Origin of the sequence: Novosphingobium sp. fls2-241-R2A-195, from assembly GCF_030209485.1 — a bacterium.
Taxonomy (GTDB): domain Bacteria; phylum Pseudomonadota; class Alphaproteobacteria; order Sphingomonadales; family Sphingomonadaceae; genus Novosphingobium; species Novosphingobium resinovorum.
Map to the genome: position 1 here is coordinate 65,644 of NZ_JARVRY010000034.1, position 17,645 is coordinate 83,288.

At 66.0% G+C, this 17,645-nt stretch carries 12 protein-coding genes and 1 pseudogene; 9 read left to right on the forward strand and 4 right to left on the reverse strand.

Going from position 1 to position 17,645, the window contains the following annotated elements; genetic code table 11:
• Positions 1–20: 20 nt before the first annotated feature.
• Entirely contained in the window at positions 21–1,445 is a 1,425-nt protein-coding gene (locus tag QRN25_RS23580) for a M16 family metallopeptidase (RefSeq protein ID WP_285021778.1), read from the forward strand.
• 11 nt (positions 1,446–1,456) lie between these two features.
• Positions 1,457–2,842 (forward strand): M16 family metallopeptidase, encoded by a 1,386-nt coding sequence (locus QRN25_RS23585; RefSeq protein ID WP_271181298.1) that lies wholly within the window; start codon positions 1,457–1,459, stop codon positions 2,840–2,842.
• 135 nt (positions 2,843–2,977) lie between these two features.
• Here QRN25_RS23585 and QRN25_RS23590 read toward each other — a convergent pair whose 3' ends face one another.
• Entirely contained in the window at positions 2,978–5,014 is a 2,037-nt protein-coding gene (locus QRN25_RS23590; RefSeq protein WP_285021780.1) for a protein-disulfide reductase DsbD family protein, read from the reverse strand.
• A gap of 98 nt (positions 5,015–5,112) precedes the next feature.
• On the opposite strand from QRN25_RS23590, the gene QRN25_RS23595 reads away from it, so the two are divergent.
• From QRN25_RS23595 to QRN25_RS23605, 3 genes are all read left to right on the forward strand, one after another.
• Positions 5,113–6,783: an alkaline phosphatase family protein gene (locus QRN25_RS23595; RefSeq protein WP_271181300.1), complete on the forward strand. Its 1,671-nt coding sequence runs from the start codon at positions 5,113–5,115 to the stop codon at positions 6,781–6,783.
• Complete coding sequence (locus QRN25_RS23600) at positions 6,780–8,021, forward strand: FAD-dependent monooxygenase (protein WP_271181301.1); 1,242 nt, start codon at positions 6,780–6,782, stop codon at positions 8,019–8,021. Before QRN25_RS23595 ends, QRN25_RS23600 begins: the two co-directional genes overlap by 4 nt.
• A gap of 109 nt (positions 8,022–8,130) precedes the next feature.
• A complete protein-coding gene (locus QRN25_RS23605; protein ID WP_271181302.1) occupies positions 8,131–8,985 on the forward strand; it encodes a class I SAM-dependent methyltransferase in 855 nt (284 codons plus the stop codon).
• Position 8,986: 1 nt separating this feature from the next.
• On the opposite strand, the gene QRN25_RS23610 is transcribed toward QRN25_RS23605, so the two are convergent.
• Both QRN25_RS23610 and gyrB read right to left on the reverse strand, forming a co-directional pair.
• Positions 8,987–10,168 carry a pyridoxal phosphate-dependent aminotransferase gene (locus QRN25_RS23610; protein WP_271181303.1) on the reverse strand — a complete coding sequence of 394 codons (1,182 nt, stop codon included), beginning with the start codon at positions 10,166–10,168 and terminating at the stop codon, positions 8,987–8,989.
• A gap of 130 nt (positions 10,169–10,298) precedes the next feature.
• Entirely contained in the window at positions 10,299–12,833 is a 2,535-nt protein-coding gene (gene gyrB / locus QRN25_RS23615) for a DNA topoisomerase (ATP-hydrolyzing) subunit B (protein WP_271181304.1), read from the reverse strand.
• Between the two features lie 289 nt (positions 12,834–13,122).
• Here gyrB and QRN25_RS23620 point away from each other — a divergent pair, with 289 nt between their 5' ends.
• From QRN25_RS23620 to guaA, 3 genes are all read left to right on the forward strand, one after another.
• Positions 13,123–14,196, forward strand: a complete 1,074-nt coding sequence (locus QRN25_RS23620; protein WP_285021783.1) for an acyltransferase family protein — start codon at positions 13,123–13,125, stop codon at positions 14,194–14,196.
• Between the two features lie 362 nt (positions 14,197–14,558).
• Positions 14,559–14,768, forward strand: coding sequence for a hypothetical protein (locus QRN25_RS23625; RefSeq protein ID WP_285021785.1), 210 nt, complete (start codon positions 14,559–14,561; stop codon positions 14,766–14,768).
• 84 nt (positions 14,769–14,852) lie between these two features.
• Positions 14,853–16,412 carry a glutamine-hydrolyzing GMP synthase gene (guaA, locus tag QRN25_RS23630; RefSeq protein WP_271184188.1) on the forward strand — a complete coding sequence of 520 codons (1,560 nt, stop codon included), beginning with the start codon at positions 14,853–14,855 and terminating at the stop codon, positions 16,410–16,412.
• Positions 16,413–16,430: 18 nt separating this feature from the next.
• Here guaA and QRN25_RS23635 read toward each other — a convergent pair whose 3' ends face one another.
• Positions 16,431–17,315, reverse strand: a complete 885-nt coding sequence (locus QRN25_RS23635; protein ID WP_285021787.1) for a hypothetical protein — start codon at positions 17,313–17,315, stop codon at positions 16,431–16,433.
• A 230-nt stretch (positions 17,316–17,545) separates the two neighbouring features.
• Between QRN25_RS23635 and QRN25_RS23640 the strand changes: the two are divergent.
• Positions 17,546–17,645 (forward strand): annotated as a pseudogene (locus tag QRN25_RS23640) (IS5/IS1182 family transposase); the annotation flags it as partial.

The window sequence follows — 17,645 nt, forward strand, 5'->3', positions numbered from 1 at the left end:
CATCCGGGAGCACCATCGCCATGAGATTCGGCACCGTTCGTCGCGCCGTTCTGCTAGCCGCCGCCTCGCTGGCGCCGCTTTCCGCCTCGCCCGTGCTGGCGGCTCCCAAGGTCGCCGCAGCCCCGGCGCCCGCAAAGACACAAGTGCCGGTCGAGTACCACAAGCTCGCCAACGGCCTGAAAGTGGTGATCTCACCAGACCATTCGGTGCCCACTGCCACCGTCGGCGTCTATTACGGTATCGGTTTTCGCATCGAGCCCAAGGACCGCACCGGCTTCGCGCACCTGTTCGAGCACATGATGTTCCAGGGCTCGAAGAACCTCGGCAAGGCGGAATTCATCGGCCTCGTCAACGCCAACGGCGGCGTACTCAACGGCTCGACCCGGTTCGACTTCACGAACTATTACGAGGCGATCCCCAGCAACACGACCGAGACCTTCCTGTGGGCCGAGGCGGACCGCATGAAGGGCCTCGACATCACGCAGGACAACCTCACCAACCAGCAGGGCGTGGTGAAGAACGAGGTCAAGGTCAACGTCATCAACCAGCCCTATGGCGGCTTCCCGTGGTTGGACCTGCCGCAGCTGGCCAACACCAACTGGTACAACGCGCATAATTTCTACGGCGATCTCAAGGAGATCGACGCAGCGACGCTGACCGACGTGCAGCAGTTCTTCAAGGATTACTACGCGCCCAACAACGCCGTGCTGGTCGTCGCGGGCGACGTCGATCCGAAGCAGGTCATGGCCTGGACCGAGAAGTATTTCGGGCCGATCCCGGCCTCGGGCGCGCTCAAGTTCCCCGACATCTCCGAGCCGCGCCAGACGGCGGAGAAGCGCTCCGAAAAGACCGACCCGCTCGCGCCGCAACCGGCGCTGGCATGGGCCTATCACGTCCCGCCCAAGAACACGCCCGAGTGGGCAGCGATGCGGCTGATCGACCTGATGCTGATCCAGGGCGCGGACAGCCGGCTGACGCGGGTGCTGGTCAACCAGAAGGGCTATTCGGGCAACGTCTCGGGCGGGATCAACTGGCCGCTCGGCAGCGCCTACGACTACAATGGCCCGATGCTGTGGTCGGCATTCCTGATCCACGGGCCGGAAGTGACCGACGACGCCATCCTCGCCGACATCGACGCGGTGGTGAAGGACCTGCAGGACACCCTCGTCACTCCGGCCGAGCTTGCCCGTGCCAAGACCAAGGCGCGATCCGAAATCTACGATACCGTGGGCGATGGCTACCGCTTCGGGCTGGTCAACCTGCTCGCCAGCTTCGCGCTGTTCGACGACGATCCGGGGCGGATCAACCGGATGGAGGCGGAGATCGAGAAGGTCACGCCCGAACTGATCCGCAAGACCGCGCGTGAATACCTGCGTTCGACCAACCGTACCCTGATCAGCCTGAAGCCCGGCGCCGTCGCCGCGGCTCCGGCGGCCGCGAAGTGAGGGAGGGCATCATGATCCGGAATCTTCTCCTCTGCACCGCCGCGCTGGCGCTGACCGCCGCTCCTGCTTTGGCAAAGGAAGCGCCGCCCGCCCCGGCCGCGCCCAAACCCTTCGCTCTGCCGCCGCTGACCGAGTTCACGCTCGCCAACGGCATGAAGGTGACGATGGCCCAGCACGGCAACGTGCCCAAGGTCACGATCGTCGCCAGCGTACGCACCGGCAACATCGACGACGGCCAGAACGTCTGGCTCGCCGACCTCACCGGCGCCCTGATGCAGAAGGGCGCAGGGGGCCGCGACGCCTCGCAGCTGGCCGAAGCGGCTGCCGGGATGGGCGGTTCGCTGGCGCTGTCCACCGGGCTCGATTCCAGTTCGGCGATGATCGACGTGCTGGGCGAATCGACTCCCGAAGCCGTCGCCCTCGTCGCCGACCTGCTCCAGCGCCCCGACTTCAAGGCCGAGGAGCTGGAGAAGGTCCGCGCTGACATGCTGCGCAACCTGATGGTCGCGAAGTCCACCCCCGGCTCGATCGCGTCCGAGGCCTTTTCGGCGGCGCTGTACCCTGAGCATCCCTATGGCCGCACCTTCCCGACGCCGCAGCAGCTGTCGGGCTACACGCTGGAGCAGATCAAGGCGTTCCATGCCGCCAACTTCGGCGCCGCGCGAACGCACCTCTACATCGTCGGCCGCTTCGATCCGGCGACGGTGCGCGCGGCGGTCGAGAAGGCGTTCGGTGGCTGGGCGGCGGGCGCTGCGCCCACTGCATTGCCCGTGCCCGCCGAGCCCGCGCCCAGGGTCGTGCTGATCGACCGCCCCGGCGCGCCGCAGTCGACCGTGTGGATCGGCAAGCGGGTTGCCAAGCCCGGATACGACATGGATTTCCGCGCCACCAACACGCTGCTGGGCGGTTATTTCTCCTCGCGCATCACCCGCAACATCCGCGAGGACAAGGGTTACACCTATTCGCCAAGCGCCTCGCTCTCGCAGCGGGTGCAGGGCGCGTTCTGGGTGGAGGATGCGGACATCACCGCCGAATCGACCGGGCCTGCGATCACCGAGATCTACAAGGAGATCCGGCGCATGCAGGACACCCTGCCGACGCCGGGCGAAGTGCAGGGCATCCGCAACTACATGAACGGGACGTTCGTGCTGGGCCTGTCCTCGCGCGATGGGCTGGCGGGATCGCTGGCGAACCTCGACGTGCAGGGGCTGGGGGTGGACTACCTCAACGGCTACGTCGGCCGGGCGAGCGCGCTCACGGCGGCGGATTTCCAGACCGCCGCGAAGCGGGAGCTGCCGGTGGACAAGCTGAGCGTTGTGATTGTCGGACCGCTGGAGAGCGTGCGTACACAGCTTGAGAAAGTGCCGGAGATCGCGGCGAACCTGCCGAAGAAGTAAGCGTGATGGCACACCGTCGTCCCGGACTTGATCCGGGACCGGTGGCTATCTTTAGGTGGGCGCTGCCGCGCCGGGCGCCCTGAAGCTATGTGGGCTGTTCACTGCCAGCGGTCCCGGATCAAGTCCGGGACGACGTCATCTTGCCTTTTCCTCCAGCAGCGCGGGCGTAAGCACCTGAGGCAGTGTTTCGGCGTGCCCGTCGCGGCCATACCAGACGTAAAGGGGAACCCCCGCCGCGCCCTGTTCGGTGAGGTAGCGGGTGATCGCCGGATCGCGCCGGGTCCAGTCGCCGCGCAGCACCACGACCCCGGCCTTTTCGAAGGCGGCGCGGGTGTCCTCGCGCTCGATCGCGGCGGCTTCGTTGACCTTGCAGGTGAGGCACCAGTCGGCGGTCATCCACACGAAGACCGGCTTGCCGCTCGCGCGTGCCCTCGCCAGCGCCTCGGGCGAGAAGGGTCTGGCCTTGATGATCGAGGCTTCCTCTTGCGCCTGCGGGCGCGGCTCGGGCATCGTCAGCACGCCGACCGCCAGTACCGCCAGCGTCGCGAAAGCGGGCATGAGCGCGCGCTTTCCGCCTCGCTGCGCGCGTCCGACGAGGCCTAGCAGCGCCAGCACCAGCGCGGCCAGCGCGGCGACATAGGCGAGCGAGGCCGAGCCGCCGAGGCGCCAGATCAGCCACGCCAGCGCCAGCGCAGTCAAACCCATCGGCACGGCCATGACCCGCCGGAACGTCACCATCCATCGGCCCGGCCGGGGCAGGCGTGCGCGCAGGGCGGGCACGAAGGCGACGGCGAGGAACGGCAGCGCGATGCCGAGACCGAGCGTCGCGAACAGCGCCATTGCGGGCACGACCGGCAGCAGCAGCGCCGCGCCCATGGCGCTCGCCATGAACGGGCCGGTGCAGGGCGTCGCGACGAACGCGGCGAGCAGGCCGGTCGCGAAGGCTCCCTGCGGAGAGCCTGCCGAGGCGAAGCCCGGAACGGAAAACTCGAACAGACCCAGCAGGTTGGCGGTGATCGCGACCGCCAGCGCGAAGAGCGCGACGACGACGACCGGCTCCTGCAACTGGAAGGCCCAGCCGACCTGCTCGCCGCCAGCCCGCAGCGCCAGCAGCGCTGCGCCGAGGCCGAGGCAGGCGAGGATCACGCCCGCCGCGTAAGCCAGTCCCTCGATCCGCGCATGGGCCTCGCTTTCGCCCGCGCGGGCGAGGCTGAGGGCTTTGAGCGAAAGGATCGGGAAGACGCAGGGCATCACGTTGAGCAGCAGTCCGCCCGCCAGAGCCGCCAGCAGCAGCCAGGGCAGGGCGGGGAGCTTGGGCGCTTCGCTTCCGACCAGCATGGTGCCGCCGCTCGGCACCGGGCCGGGTTTTGCGGTGAGGGCGATGCCGTTGCCTGCGGCGTCGAGGCGCAGGACGGCGTCGAATCCTGCGGCATTCTGCGGGGCGAAGCGGGCGCGGGGGATCGTTACCAGCAGCATGTCGCCCTTGCGTGCGAAAGCTTGCGGAGCAGCATAGTCGATCAGTTTGTCCTGGCCGACGAAGAGGTGTGGGGCCTGCAGCGGCACCGACGCCGGGAGCGGGATGGCAAGGCGCAACGTCTTGTCATTCAACGCAAAAGCGGCCGGAGCATCGAGCGGCGCGGGCAGGCGCTGGGTCCATGTGTCGAAGCGCGGATCATGCGGCGCACCGGGCGCGATCTCGGCCGCGAGTTCGGCGCGTTCGGGGACGCAGATCTGCTCGGTGCAGGCCAGCCACTGAGCCTTCACGCGCACCGGAATCCGCCCTTTTTCGGCAGGAACGGTGACCGGCACCAGCACCGCGTACTCGCTTTCGTAGACGTGGTTCATCAGGCCCTGAACCACCAGCGTCTGCGGCACCGGATAGCGCGGCTGCCCCGTTTTCACGCCCTCAGGCAGGTCCCACGACAACTGCATCCCAAGACCCGCATCGCCCGGATTGAGCCAGTATCCATGCCATCCCGCTTCGGGCGTCATGCGAATGGCGAGGGTGGTCTTGCCGTCCTTCACCGGCCCCGCGAGCAATTCCGCCGCGATATGCGTGGGGGCTTGCGAGGACGCTGCATGAGCGGGCACACAAAGGGACACAACGGCACTCAACAGCACCATGAGATGACACAGAACTGTCACAGGCAGTCGGTAGCGGCGCTTTTGCATGGTGCTCCGTGAGGTTAGGCGAGTCTTGCGCCTGATCGACGATCGCGTCATCGCAGCATCTGCATCCAACGCTCGGACTTTTCAAGGAACCTCCCCCGATGCGCCTCCCGCTCTCCTCGCTCGTTGTCGCTCTTGCGCTCGGCGCTTCCGCTCCCGTCTTCGCGCAGGAGGCCGCTCCGGCCCCGGCGGCGAAGGCTGCTCCCCAGGCACCCCCGAAGCTGATCGTCGCGATCTCGGTCGACCAGTATTCGTCGGACCTGTTCCAGCAATATCGCGAGCGCTATTCCAAGGGTCTCAACAGACTGCTTAAGGGCGCGGTGTTCCCCTCGGGCTTCCAGTCGCACGCCGCGACCGAGACCTGCCCCGGCCACTCCACCCTGCTGACCGGCGTGCACCCCAATCGCACCGGCATCCTTGCCAACAGCTGGTACGTCCCGGGCATCGGCCGCGAGGACAAGGAGGTCTACTGTTCGGAGGACGAGACCAACCCCGCCAGCAATTCGCAGGATTCGGTCATCAGCCCGATGCACCTCAAGGCCCCGACGCTGGGCGACCTGCTCAAGGCGAAGAACCCCGCCACCCTCAACGTCGCCGTCTCCGCCAAGGACCGTGCGGTGGTGATGATGAGCGGCCATACCTCTGACGCCGCCTACTGGATCAAGGGCAAGGGCTTCGTCACCTATGACGACCGCAAGCCCTCCGCCGCCGCCGTGGCCGAAAACGCCGCCATCGCCAAAGCCGTCGAGGCGGGCGACGGCGACCTTCCCGTACCGGGCTGGTGCGCGCCTTACGACCACGCGGTCAACCTCGGCAGCTTCTCGATCGGCACCTTCCGCTTCGCCAACAAGGCGGGCGACTACAAGTCCTACCTCAATGGCCCGCGCGTAGACGACGTGACCACCGACATGGCGATCCGCCTGCTCGATGAGATGCCGCTGGGCAAGGACGACGTGCCCGACGTGCTCTCGGTCAGCTATTCGGCCAACGACAAGGTCGGCCACGCCTTCGGCACCGAGGGCGTCGAGATGTGCATCCAGCAGAACGTTCTGGACGCGACCATCGGCCGCCTGCTCGCCGCGCTCGACGCGCGCGAGATCGACTATGCGGTGGTGCTCAGCGCCGACCATGGGGGCATCGACGCGCCCGAGCGCCTCAAGTTGCAGGGCGTGCCCGAGGCCAGCCGCCTCGACCCCTCGCTGACCGAGAAAGGCCTGTCGGCCTCGGTCTCCAAGGCGACCGGCATCATCCCCAAGGACGGGCCGCTGCTTTATGGCGCGGGCAGCTCGGGCGACGTCTGGCTGAATGCGGGCCTGACGGCGGCGCAGCGCAAGAAGGTCATCGCCACGCTCATGACGCAGCTCAAGGCCAATCCGCAGATCGCGGGCGCCTATACCGCCGACGAACTGGCGAAGGTGAAAGTCCCCGCCGGTCACCCGCAGGACTGGACCCTGATCGAGCGCGTCGCCGCCTCGTTCGTGCCGGGCCGCTCGGGCGACGTGCTGATGATGACGAAGCGCGCGGTCGTTCCCGGCGTGGCTCCGCGTCCCGGCAGCGCCTCCACGCACGGCAGCCCGTGGGACTACGACCGCCGCGTGCCGATGCTGTTCTGGCGCAAGGGCCTGACCTCGATGGAGCAGCCCCAGCCGGTCGAGACCGTGGACATCGCACCGACCCTCGCCGCGCTCGTGGGCCTGAGCGAACCGGCGGGCACATGGGACGGAAGGTGCCTCGACATCTACGCCGGGGAGGCCGATAGCTGCTCGCGATGAGCGACTCGAATACGACTGGCACGGCGCCCGAAAGGCGCGATCTTATCATCCTGGGCGGCGGTCTCGTCGGCATGACGCTGGCGCTTGCCGCCGCCCGGGCGGGCATCACCGCCCATGTGGTGGACCGCGCCGACCCGGCGGATCTGGTGGCCGAAGGCGCGGACGGCCGCGCCTCGGCGATCTCGACCGCGAGCTGGAACCTGTTCACCAACATCGGCCTCGCGCCGGCGCTGGAGAAGCTGGGCTGCCCGATCGCCTCGATCGCGGTGACCGACGGCATGAAGCCCGGCCGCATCGACTTCACGCCCAAGGCCGAGGAAGGTTCTCTGGGCCGCATGTTCGCCAACCGCGACTTGCGCATCGCCCTGTTCGATGCGGCGCGCGGCGAACCGAACATCGCCTGGCACGTACGCACCGAGGCCGTGCGCAAGGATCGCGGCGCCCACGGCGTCGAGGTGGAACTCTCTGACGGACGGGTGATCCGGGGCTCGCTGCTGGTCGCGGCGGAAGGGCGCCAGTCGCCGACGCGCGACGAGGCCGGTTTCGCGCTGGCGAAGTGGGAATACCACCACCGCGCCTTCGTGACCGGGCTGTTCCATGAAAAGCCGCATGACGGCACCGCCTGGGAAATCTTCTATCCGGCGGGGCCGTTCGCGCTGCTGCCGCTGCTCGACGACGAACAGGGCCGCCACCGCAGCGCGCTGGTCTGGACCGTGGCGGAAAAGGATGCGGCGGGCGTCATCGCCATGCCCGATGCGATGTTCGTGAACGAAGTGTTCGAGCGGATGCACGGCATCTTCGGCAAGATCGAACTCTCGGCCCCGCGCATGAGCTATCCCTTGCGCTTCCACCACGCCGGGCGCGTGGTCGAGGAACGCCTTGCGGTGATCGGCGATGCCGCTCACGGCATGCACCCGATCGCCGGGCAGGGCCTGAACCTCGGCCTGCGCGATGTCGGCGCGCTGGTGGAAGTGCTGGTCGAGGGCATGCGCCTCGGCCTCGAGCCGGGTGATGCGCAGTTGCTGGCGCGCTATGAAAAGTGGCGCAGTCTCGACAGCCTGATGGTGATGGCGGCGACGGATGGCCTCACCCGCCTGTTCGGCATTCCCGGCCGTACCGCCAGCGCCGTGCGCCGCCTCGGCATGGGCGCGGTGCAGCGCACCCCGCTGCTCAAGCGCTTCTTCATGGACGAGGCGCGGGGCATGTCGGGCAAACTGCCGGAACTGCTGCAGGCGTAAGCGCCTGCCATTTCCTCATTGCTTCGCTGCGCTCTCAATGACGGGGCGGGTGGGTTGCACTCCGCACCGGGCGCTCCTAGTTGATAATAATTCGCAACTAGGAGTGATCATGACGAAACCGGCGGTTTATCAGGTCAGCGACTGGGTCGGCAAAAGCGGCGACAACTGGGTGAGCAACCAGCGCCGCCTTGATGCGATGCTGGCGGCCTTCGGTGAAGCCGCGATCGCCGCTGCCGACCCGCTCCCGGGCGAGCATGTGCTCGACGTCGGCTGCGGCGCCGGGGCGTCCAGCTTCGTGCTGGCCGACCGGGTGGGCGCCGAGGGCCGGGTGCTCGGTCTCGACATATCGCCCCAACTCCTCGAGCGCGCCCGCCAACCGGGCCATGGCGCCGTCGATTTCGCACTGGCCGACGCCGCCACGGCCGAGCTTGCCGCGCAGGCCTACGACCTGCTGTTTTCGCGCTTCGGGGTAATGTTCTTCGGCGATCCCGCCGCCGCCTTCGGGCACATGCGGGGGGCGCTCAAACCCGGTGGGCGGCTGGTGTTCGTATGCTGGCGCGGGGCGGCCGAAAACGACTGGGTGCGCCTGCCGATGGGGGCGATCCGGGGTATCCTGCCGCCGCAGGGCGCCCCGGATCCGGAAGCGCCGGGGCCGTTCTCTTTCAGCGATCCGCTCCGGGTGGAGCGCCTGCTGGCCGAGGCGGGTTTCGCCGACATCGCCCTTGCGCCGTTCGATGCGCAGATACCCTTCGGCGAGGGCGTCACTCGCGAGGCCGCGAACGACGACGCGCTGGGCATGGCCTTCGCGGTCGGCCCGTTGTCCCGGGCGCTGGCCGATCAGGATGAGGGCGTGAAGGCGCGCTGCGCCGAGGCCGTGCGCGCCGCCTTCGCAGCGCGACCGGGCGAGCGATCGGTCCTGATCGACGGCGCCGCGTGGATCGTCACGGCCCGCAATCCGGGGTAGGTCAGGCCGTCAGGATGCGGTCGAGCGCCAGCCGGAACTTCGCCATGTCCTCGGCCGAACCCACGGTGATCCGCGACATTTGCGGATAGGCGCTCCACGAGCGGCCGATCTGCACGCCTTGCGTCAGAAACGCCTCGCTCATCTGTTTGGGCGAACGGTCCTTCCATTCGAGCAGGAACATGTTGGCGCGGCTGCCGGGCAGCACTTTCAGGCCGCGTTTCGCGACATGTGCCAGGGTTTCCTCGCGCGCGGCTTCCATCTGGCCCCGCCGTGCGGCGATCTCGTCCGTCTGCGTCAGCGAGGCGGTGCCGCAGGCGACGGCCGTGATCGGCAGCATCATCGTCACCAGATCACCGTCGTAGCGCATCATCCGCTTGTGCAGCGCGGGGTCGGCCGCCGTCAGGCCGAGGCGCATGCCCGCCATGCCGAACAGCTTGGAGAAGGAGCGCATCACGATCACGTCGCTGCGCGTCGCGGCAAGCAGCATCGCACTGGGCGCTCCGGCGAAGTGGAGGTAGGCTTCGTCTACCAGGACCACCGCGTCTCTGGGCTTGGCCGCGAGCAGCCACTCTATGTCGGCAAGCGGCGTCAGCGTGCCGGTGGGGTTGTTGGGGGTGCAGATGTAATAGAGCCCGGCGTTCGGATCGGCAGCCAGCATCGCGCGCACGTCGTGGGCGTTGCTCGGCGCCAGCGGCACTTTCGAGACCTTGGCCCCCAGCCATTCGCCGACCTGCCAGATCGGCTCGAAGGTCGGATCGGCGGTGACGATCCCGCGCGTAGGGGACGCAAACGTGACGGCAATGCGGGCGAGCGGATCGCTCGATCCCGGCCAGGCGATGACGCGATCTGCAGGCACCCGTTCGACCATGGCGACAGTGTCGCGCAGTTTCTGGATCTCGCCGTCGGGCTCGTAGCGGTTGCCTTGCGTGACCGCCTTCATCGCCGCCTGCACCCCGGCGGGGAAGGGGCCGGTCCAGCACTCGTTGGCGCCGATGCGCACGGTTCCTGCAGCCGCCTTGGGCACTTGCGCGAAGGCAGGCCCAAAGCCTGGCATGGCCTGTGCCGCCGCGATCCCGCCGCCCAGCAGCGCGGCGATCCGTCCGAAGCTGCGCCGGTCGTAGCCGCGAGTGACGAGCTCGTGCTTCAGGTCGTCGTCAAGCGAACGGGGAGGCGTGTCGGGCATGGGCGGCTCCAGCTGTGCGGTTGCAGCATGATGCCTCAGCAAGCGCGCAAGACAAGAGCGCCCACGCAAAAGGGCGGAAGTGCATCCAGTGCGCTCCCGCCCTTGCAGATTATCAGAGCCGCCGCGCGGGTCAGACGTCGAGGTTGGCGACGTTGAGCGCGTTTTCCTGGATGAAGTCGCGGCGCGGTTCGACGATGTCGCCCATCAGGCGGGTGAAGATCTCGTCCGTCACGTCGGCGTCCTCGACCTTGACCTGCAGCAGCACGCGGTTTTCCGGGTCCAGCGTGGTTTCCCAGAGCTGTTCCGCGTTCATTTCGCCCAGACCCTTGTAGCGGGCGATCGACAGGCCCTTGCGACCGGCGGCCAGCACCAGTGCGAGGAGCTGGCTGGGGCGGGTGATGATATCCGCGCCCTGGGTCGGACGGGCAGCGACGACAGGTTCTTCCTCGCCGTCTGCATCCACCGTCGCCTCCGGCTCCGCCTCGGCTGCGCTGGCGCGCACCAGCCGTGCGGTGCCGGCGTAGACTTCGGCGTTCTCGGCGGCGAGGCGGGCGAGCTTGCGGGCCTCGGCGCTGGAGAGGAAGCTGCCTTCGATCTTGTGGTGATCGGTGACGCCGCGCCACAGGCGTTCGACCTCGACGGTGCCGTCTTCGGACAAGCGGGCCGACCAGCGGGCTTCGGTGTCGCCGCGATCGAGCCATGCCGCGGTGCGGGTGAGGGCGGCGCTGCGGGCCTCGGTCGACAGGTCGGGCTCGAACACGCCGGCGAGGCCCAGTGCCTCGATGATGACGGGGTCGTAGCGGCGCGGCACGAAGGCCATCAGGTTGCGCATGCGGATCGCATGCTCGACCAGCGCTTCGAGGTCAGGCCCGAGACGCGCGCCGCCCGAGGTTTCGAGCACACGGCCGTTGAGGCCGGCCTCGACCAGATAGCGGTCGAGGTGGGCACCGTCCTTAAGGTAGACTTCCGAGCGACCCTTCGACACCTTGTAGAGCGGCGGCTGGGCGATGAAGAGGTGCCCGGCGCGGATGATGTCGGGCATCTGGCGATGGAAGAACGTCAGCAGCAGGGTGCGGATATGCGCACCGTCGACGTCTGCGTCGGTCATGATGACGATCTTGTGGTAGCGCAGCTTGTCGAGCGTGAAGTCGTCGCGAATGCCGGTGCCCATCGCCTGGATCAGCGTGCCGACTTCCTTGGACGAGATGATGCGGTCGAACCGCGCGCGCTCGACGTTGAGAATCTTGCCCTTAAGCGGAAGGATCGCCTGAGTCTTGCGGTCACGGCCCTGCTTGGCGGAGCCGCCTGCCGAATCGCCCTCGACCAGGAACAGTTCGCAGAGCGACGGATCGCGCTCCTGGCAGTCGGCCAGCTTGCCGGGTAGCGAGGCGATGTCCATCGCGCCCTTGCGGCGGGTCAGTTCGCGGGCGCGCTTGGCGGCTTCGCGGGCGGCGGCGGCGTCGATGATCTTCTGCACGATCGACTTGGCGTGGGCGGGGTTCTCCTCCAGCCAGTCGTTCATGCGGTCCGCCATCAGGCTTTCCAGCGGCTGGCGCACTTCGGAGGAGACCAGCTTGTCCTTGGTCTGCGACGAGAACTTGGGATCGGGCAGCTTGACCGAGACGATCGCGGTCAGACCCTCGCGCATGTCGTCGCCCGTCAGCGAGACCTTCTCCTTCTTGAGCAGGCCCGACTTCTCGGAATAGTTGTTCAGCGTGCGGGTCAGCGCCGCGCGGAACGCGGCGAGGTGGGTGCCGCCGTCGCGCTGCGGGATGTTGTTGGTGAAGCACAGGACGTTCTCGTAATAAGAATCGTTCCACTCCAGCGCGACATCGATGCCGATGCCATCGCGCTCGGACGAGATCGCGATGGGCTCTGCCAGCAGCGCGGTCTTGTTGCGGTCGAGGTACTTCACGAAGGCTGCGATGCCGCCTTCGTAGAACAGGTCGTGCTCCTTGATCTCCTCGTGGCGCTTGTCGCGCAGCTTGATGCGCACGCCCGAATTGAGGAACGCCAGTTCACGGTAGCGGTGCTCCAGCTTGTCGAAGTCGAACTCGGTGACGTTCTTGAACGTGTCGGTCGAGGCGAGGAAGGTTACGCGGGTGCCCTTCTTGAAGCCGTCGTCGTCCGGGTTCTGCTCGGCCTTGGGGGCGGGGCCCTTGACGATGAGCGGCGCCACGGCATCGCCGTGCGCGAACTTCATCCAGTGCTCCTGACCGTCGCGCCAGATGGTGAGTTCCAGCCATTCCGACAAAGCGTTCACCACCGAGACGCCGACGCCGTGGAGACCACCCGACACCTTGTAGGCGTTGTCGTCCGAGGTGTTCTCGAACTTACCGCCCGCGTGAAGCTGGGTCATGATGACTTCGGCGGCGGACACGCCTTCCTCGGCATGGATGCCGGTGGGGATGCCGCGCCCGTTGTCTTCCACTGAAACGGAGCCGTCGGGGTTAAGTTCGATCAGGACCAGGTCGCAGTGCCCGGCGAGCGCCTCGTCGATGGCATTGTCCGAAACCTCGAACACCATGTGGTGCAGGCCCGAGCCGTCATCGGTATCGCCGATATACATGCCGGGGCGCTTGCGCACCGCGTCGAGGCCCTTGAGGACCTTGATCGAATCGGCGCCGTAGGAGTTCTGGTTCTTGTTTTCGGGATTGCTGGCCATGGCGAGCATATAGGGTCTGAGGGGGGCAAACCCAAGCGAAACCGGCGCGGTGGCGGGGGTTTTCCACAAGGGTGCGACAGCCATCCTGCCATGCTGCGGCGAACTGACGTGGGTGGTCGGTTGGGGCGCCTTCGGTTGGGGTGATGAAGTGCCCGATCAGAATTAAATATCTGTAATTCTCAAATCAAAGGTAATGCAATTGATTGTTGTTCGTCTGCGATTTGCGAAGGTTAATACTCGAATAAGTAAAATTACGTAGCGTCGCTTTCGAACCAGGGGGTGAGAGTGCGTGACGACAGCAATTTCCCGGCGAGAACTTGTCTGGCCCAATCTTGCCAAGGCGGGGTGCATCCTGCTGGTGGTTATGATGCATTTGGGCGAGCAGATCGCGCATATGCCCTGGGCTAACCAGGCTGAGCTGGCGGCGGCGTGGCATGTCGTGAACGGTTTCATCCGCCCGGTCCGCATGCCGTTGTTCTTCCTGGTTTCGGGGATACTTGCATCGGATTCGATCATGGAGCCGCGGCCGGATACGCAGCGCAGCCGGTTGGTGAAGCCGCTCTATCTCTATTTCGTCTGGGCAACGATCTATCAGATCCTGGCGCCGATCGATCCCGTGGGCTGGTGGTTCGAGGTCGCCATGACCAATCGCTTCCTGCCAGCGCTCCTGTTGACGCAAGTGTCGTGGTATCTGGTGGCGCTCGGCATGTATTACCTGCTGACGCGGATCACCCTGTCGCTGCCGGTCTGGACGACATTGCTGCTCTGCGCGGTTCTGTCCGTGCTGGGCACCGTGTTCGAGGGGCAGCTTGCCGCGCACGAGCCCAAGATGCTGCGGTGTGCGATCTTCTTCGTCGCCGGCGTGCGGATGAAAGGCGAGGTGCTGGCCTTCGTGGAACGGGCGACGGCATCGCGGGTGCTCGTGCTGGGGGCGGCATACCTTGTCGGAGCGGCAGTCGCGCTGAAGTCTGATACGTTTCTCCTACCGGTGGATATCCTGGCGGTCGCGGCCGGGGCGATGCTCTGCATGCTCATCGCGCGGCGCGGATCGGCGCTGATCCGCCCTGCGTCCTGGCTGGCAAAGCGGACTTTGCCGATCTATCTCATGCACTTCCTGCTGATGCCGGCGCTTTCCTTCACAATCGAACGGTGGGCGGCGCCGCTTCTCGGCAGTATCTGGGTCGGCGCGGCCTATCCGCTTCTAGCGGTGCCGCTGCTCGTGGCCGGGTGTCTCGCGGGGCATGTCGTGCTGGTGCGCACGCGCGCGGCCGAGTGGCTGCTGGATCTTCCTACATGGCGCATGCCGGGGCAGCTTGCGGTCGAGGGTCGCAGTATCCCTGTGTCGTTGAAGATGGCGGCCTGACGGGAGAGAATACGTCGCCCATACGAAAAAAGGCGGCCCTGGGGCCGCCCTTCTCATGGGTAATTCAGGGTAACGCCCCCAAGGCCTGAAATTAGGCGAGGGTGAGCGCAAACGCCAGCGCGCTGGTGCCCAGCGCGGCAGCGAACCCGAACGTGCGGTGCACGAGGGTCATAATAAAGCTCCTGCAAACATTTTTATCGTTTCATCGCATGCACAGAGCGTTCCGGCGCTCTGCCTTGCGTGCGGCACGAAGCGTTCCGGCGCCTCTTGCTGCGATGCGGCAAATAGCGATGCACAAAATTTGCGCAAATTCAAAAGGGGCAAGTTAGGTTGCAAGTCTTGCAACAAAGGAGCGATTTGGCGTGCGTGATGCTCAAGTCATCGCCAAACTGAGCCAGTTTTCCGTAAATGGCATTATCGCTTCCACCATCCGGTCGCTGAAACCTCCGGTTGTCTTCGCGCTCCGGCAAGGCGTCTGCCTAAAAATTAGGCAGTCATCGCTGCCGCGGAAAATGCTGCAATGCGAACTCGAAATCGCCGAGCATTTTCGCACGAATGGAAAACTGCCTTGAGGGGGCGCCGTGCGCAGCAATGATGCGTCATCCGGGTCGTTTCGGGGGCTGGACAGTCAACGCGCGCGCGACTAGTGGCTCGCCATGAATATCCAGCCCACCGAATCCGTTCTGATCGTCGACTTCGGCAGCCAGGTGACGCAGCTGATTGCCCGGCGCGTGCGCGAGGCCGGCGTCTATTCCGAGATCGCTCCATTCAACGCCGCTGAAGAAGCGTTTCGCCGCATGAACCCGGTGGGCGTGATCCTCTCCGGCTCGCCCGCCTCGGTGCTGGACGAGAACGGTCCGCGCATTCCTGACGTGATCCTGGAAAGCGGTCGCCCGATTCTCGGCATCTGCTACGGTCAGCAGTCGTTGATGCACCAGATGGGCGGCGAAGTGACCGGCGGCGACGCGGGCGAGTTCGGCCGCGCCTTCATCGAGATCGGCGACGAGTGCGCGCTGTTCAACGGCCTGTGGAAAGTCGGCGAGAAGCACCAGGTCTGGATGAGCCACGGCGACAAGGTGACCAGCCTCGCTCCGGGCTTCCGCCCGGTCGCATCGAGCGCAGGCGCGCCCTTCGCCGTGATCGCCAACGACGAGAAGCGCATCTACGCGATGCAGTTCCATCCGGAGGTCGTGCACACGCCCGACGGCGGCAAACTGCTCAAGAACTTCGTGCGCCACGTCTGCGGCCTCGCCGGCGACTGGACGATGGCGGAATTCCGCAAGACCAAGATCGAGGAAATCCGCGCCCAGGTGGGTGACAAGCGCGTCATCTGCGGCTTGTCCGGCGGCGTCGATTCGGCGGTCTGTGCGGTCCTCATCCACGAGGCGATCGGCGACCAGCTCACTTGCGTGTTCGTCGACCACGGCCTGATGCGCATGGGCGAGGCCGACCAGGTCGTCAGCCTGTTCCGCGGCCACTACAACATCCCGCTGGTCCACGTCGATGCCTCGACGCTGTTCCTCAAGGGCCTCGAAGGCGTCACCGACCCCGAGGCCAAGCGCAAGTTCATCGGCAAGACCTTCATCGACGTGTTCGAGGACGAGGCGAAGAAGATCGGCGGCGCCGAATTCCTTGCGCAGGGCACGCTTTACCCCGACGTCATCGAGTCGGTGTCGTTCACCGGCGGTCCTTCGGTGACGATCAAGAGCCACCACAACGTCGGCGGCCTGCCCGAGCGCATGAACATGAAGCTCGTCGAGCCGCTGCGCGAACTGTTCAAGGACGAAGTGCGTGAACTCGGCCGCGAACTGGGCCTGCCCGACGTCTTCGTCGGCCGTCACCCGTTCCCCGGACCGGGCCTCGCCATCCGCATCCCTGGCGAAGTCAGCCGCGAGCGCTGTGACATCCTGCGCAAGGCGGACGCGGTCTACCTCGAGGAGATCCGTAACGCCGGTCTCTACGACGCGATCTGGCAGGCCTTTGCGGTGCTGCTGCCGGTCAAGACCGTGGGCGTGATGGGGGACAGCCGCACTTACGACAGCGTCTGCGGCCTGCGCGCGGTCACTTCGACCGACGGCATGACGGCGGATATCTACCCCTTCGACGCCGCGTTCCTCAGCCGCGTCGCGACCCGCATTATCAACGAGGTCAAGGGCATCAACCGCGTGGTCTACGACTACACCTCGAAGCCGCCCGGCACGATCGAGTGGGAGTAAACGACAACCCGGTCTGCCCTAGTGTGTGCAGACCTTGGGCTGGTTTGGGTCGACCTGCTTGAAGATGAGCAGCTTGCGTTCGAGCCAGGTCGCGGATTCCAGCGTCAGGCTGGCGGCCGTCGCCTGCTCGATCAACTGGCCGTCGTGGATGTAAGTCACCCATTGGTCAGGGTGGCGGCGCAGAAATTCCTCGATCGAAAACAGCACGTTCATCCGGCCCTCGTTCGCCGTACGGGTGAGCGAGGGGCTTGACGAGGCGACGACCTGCACCACGTCCTGCTGATAGTCGAACAGATAGGGCGGCCGCGAGAACAGCAGGTGGTTGGTGGTGCCGCCCTCGGTGTGCAGGTTGCTGAACATGCTGATCGAGCTTTCGGTCTTGAGCCCGAGATAGGGTGACAGGCAACTGACGAAGTAGAGTACCGGGACGATCCTGTTCCATGCAGCATAAGGACTGCGACCGGCGGTTCCTCCGCGATAGGGCAGGTATAGCATCGCTGCGTAGATCATCGCGGTCATGGCCACGCCGCCCACCACTGCCCAGGTCAGGATGAAGATCGAGTGCAGCAGCATGAGCGCGGGGCGGCCCGGGTTCGCGAGCGCCAGTAGCAGCACGACCAGCGTGGCGATCGCCAGAAGCGCGGCTATCGGCGCCAGAATGCCGATGCGGCCGAACAGGCTGCGCAGCGGCTCCACGACATGACGGCAGGTAATCTCGTAGATCTTCGCGCTGGCGTCGCGCGGCATCGTCAGCATGTAGAGCGCGAAGACGAGGCTGGAGAAGTCCATGTACCAGCTATAAGCCGAGATCGGGATGATATAGTGGAACACCAGCGCGCTGGTCAGGCCGATCGCGAACCACCGCTTCCAGAACAGCGCGACGATAGCGATGCCCTCGATCACGAACGTCGACCAGATCGCAAGGTAACGGCCGAAGAGGTTGTCCTCCAGCCCGAACGGCTCGGCCAGCGGCTTGTACAGGCCGACCGCGCAACTGACGGTAGGGTCGAGAAAGTCGGTATTTATCTTAGAGCCTGATCAGAAAATAAGTTGAGTGGTATCAGCAGGTTAGCTTGACGCTTTGGCCTGTCATTGATTCATGGGTTTCGCCAAAAACTACCATGGATTCAACGATGTGGACCGATACCACTCGCGCCCTTCATGCGCGAAGAGGGCTAGCTTTGCCAAGCGATTTGACGGATGCCGAGTGGGCGCTGCTGGAGCCATTGCTTC

Coding starts and splice junctions, on each gene's coding strand:
- gyrB (WP_271181304.1), bottom strand. CDS start 12,833: ATGGCCAGCAATCCCGAAAACAAGAACCAGAACTCCTACGGCGCCGAT.
- QRN25_RS23580 (WP_285021778.1), top strand. CDS start 21: ATGAGATTCGGCACCGTTCGTCGCGCCGTTCTGCTAGCCGCCGCCTCG.
- guaA (WP_271184188.1), top strand. CDS start 14,853: ATGAATATCCAGCCCACCGAATCCGTTCTGATCGTCGACTTCGGCAGC.
- QRN25_RS23600 (WP_271181301.1), top strand. CDS start 6,780: ATGAGCGACTCGAATACGACTGGCACGGCGCCCGAAAGGCGCGATCTT.
- QRN25_RS23595 (WP_271181300.1), top strand. CDS start 5,113: ATGCGCCTCCCGCTCTCCTCGCTCGTTGTCGCTCTTGCGCTCGGCGCT.
- QRN25_RS23590 (WP_285021780.1), bottom strand. CDS start 5,014: ATGCAAAAGCGCCGCTACCGACTGCCTGTGACAGTTCTGTGTCATCTC.
- QRN25_RS23585 (WP_271181298.1), top strand. CDS start 1,457: ATGATCCGGAATCTTCTCCTCTGCACCGCCGCGCTGGCGCTGACCGCC.
- QRN25_RS23605 (WP_271181302.1), top strand. CDS start 8,131: ATGACGAAACCGGCGGTTTATCAGGTCAGCGACTGGGTCGGCAAAAGC.
- QRN25_RS23610 (WP_271181303.1), bottom strand. CDS start 10,168: ATGCCCGACACGCCTCCCCGTTCGCTTGACGACGACCTGAAGCACGAG.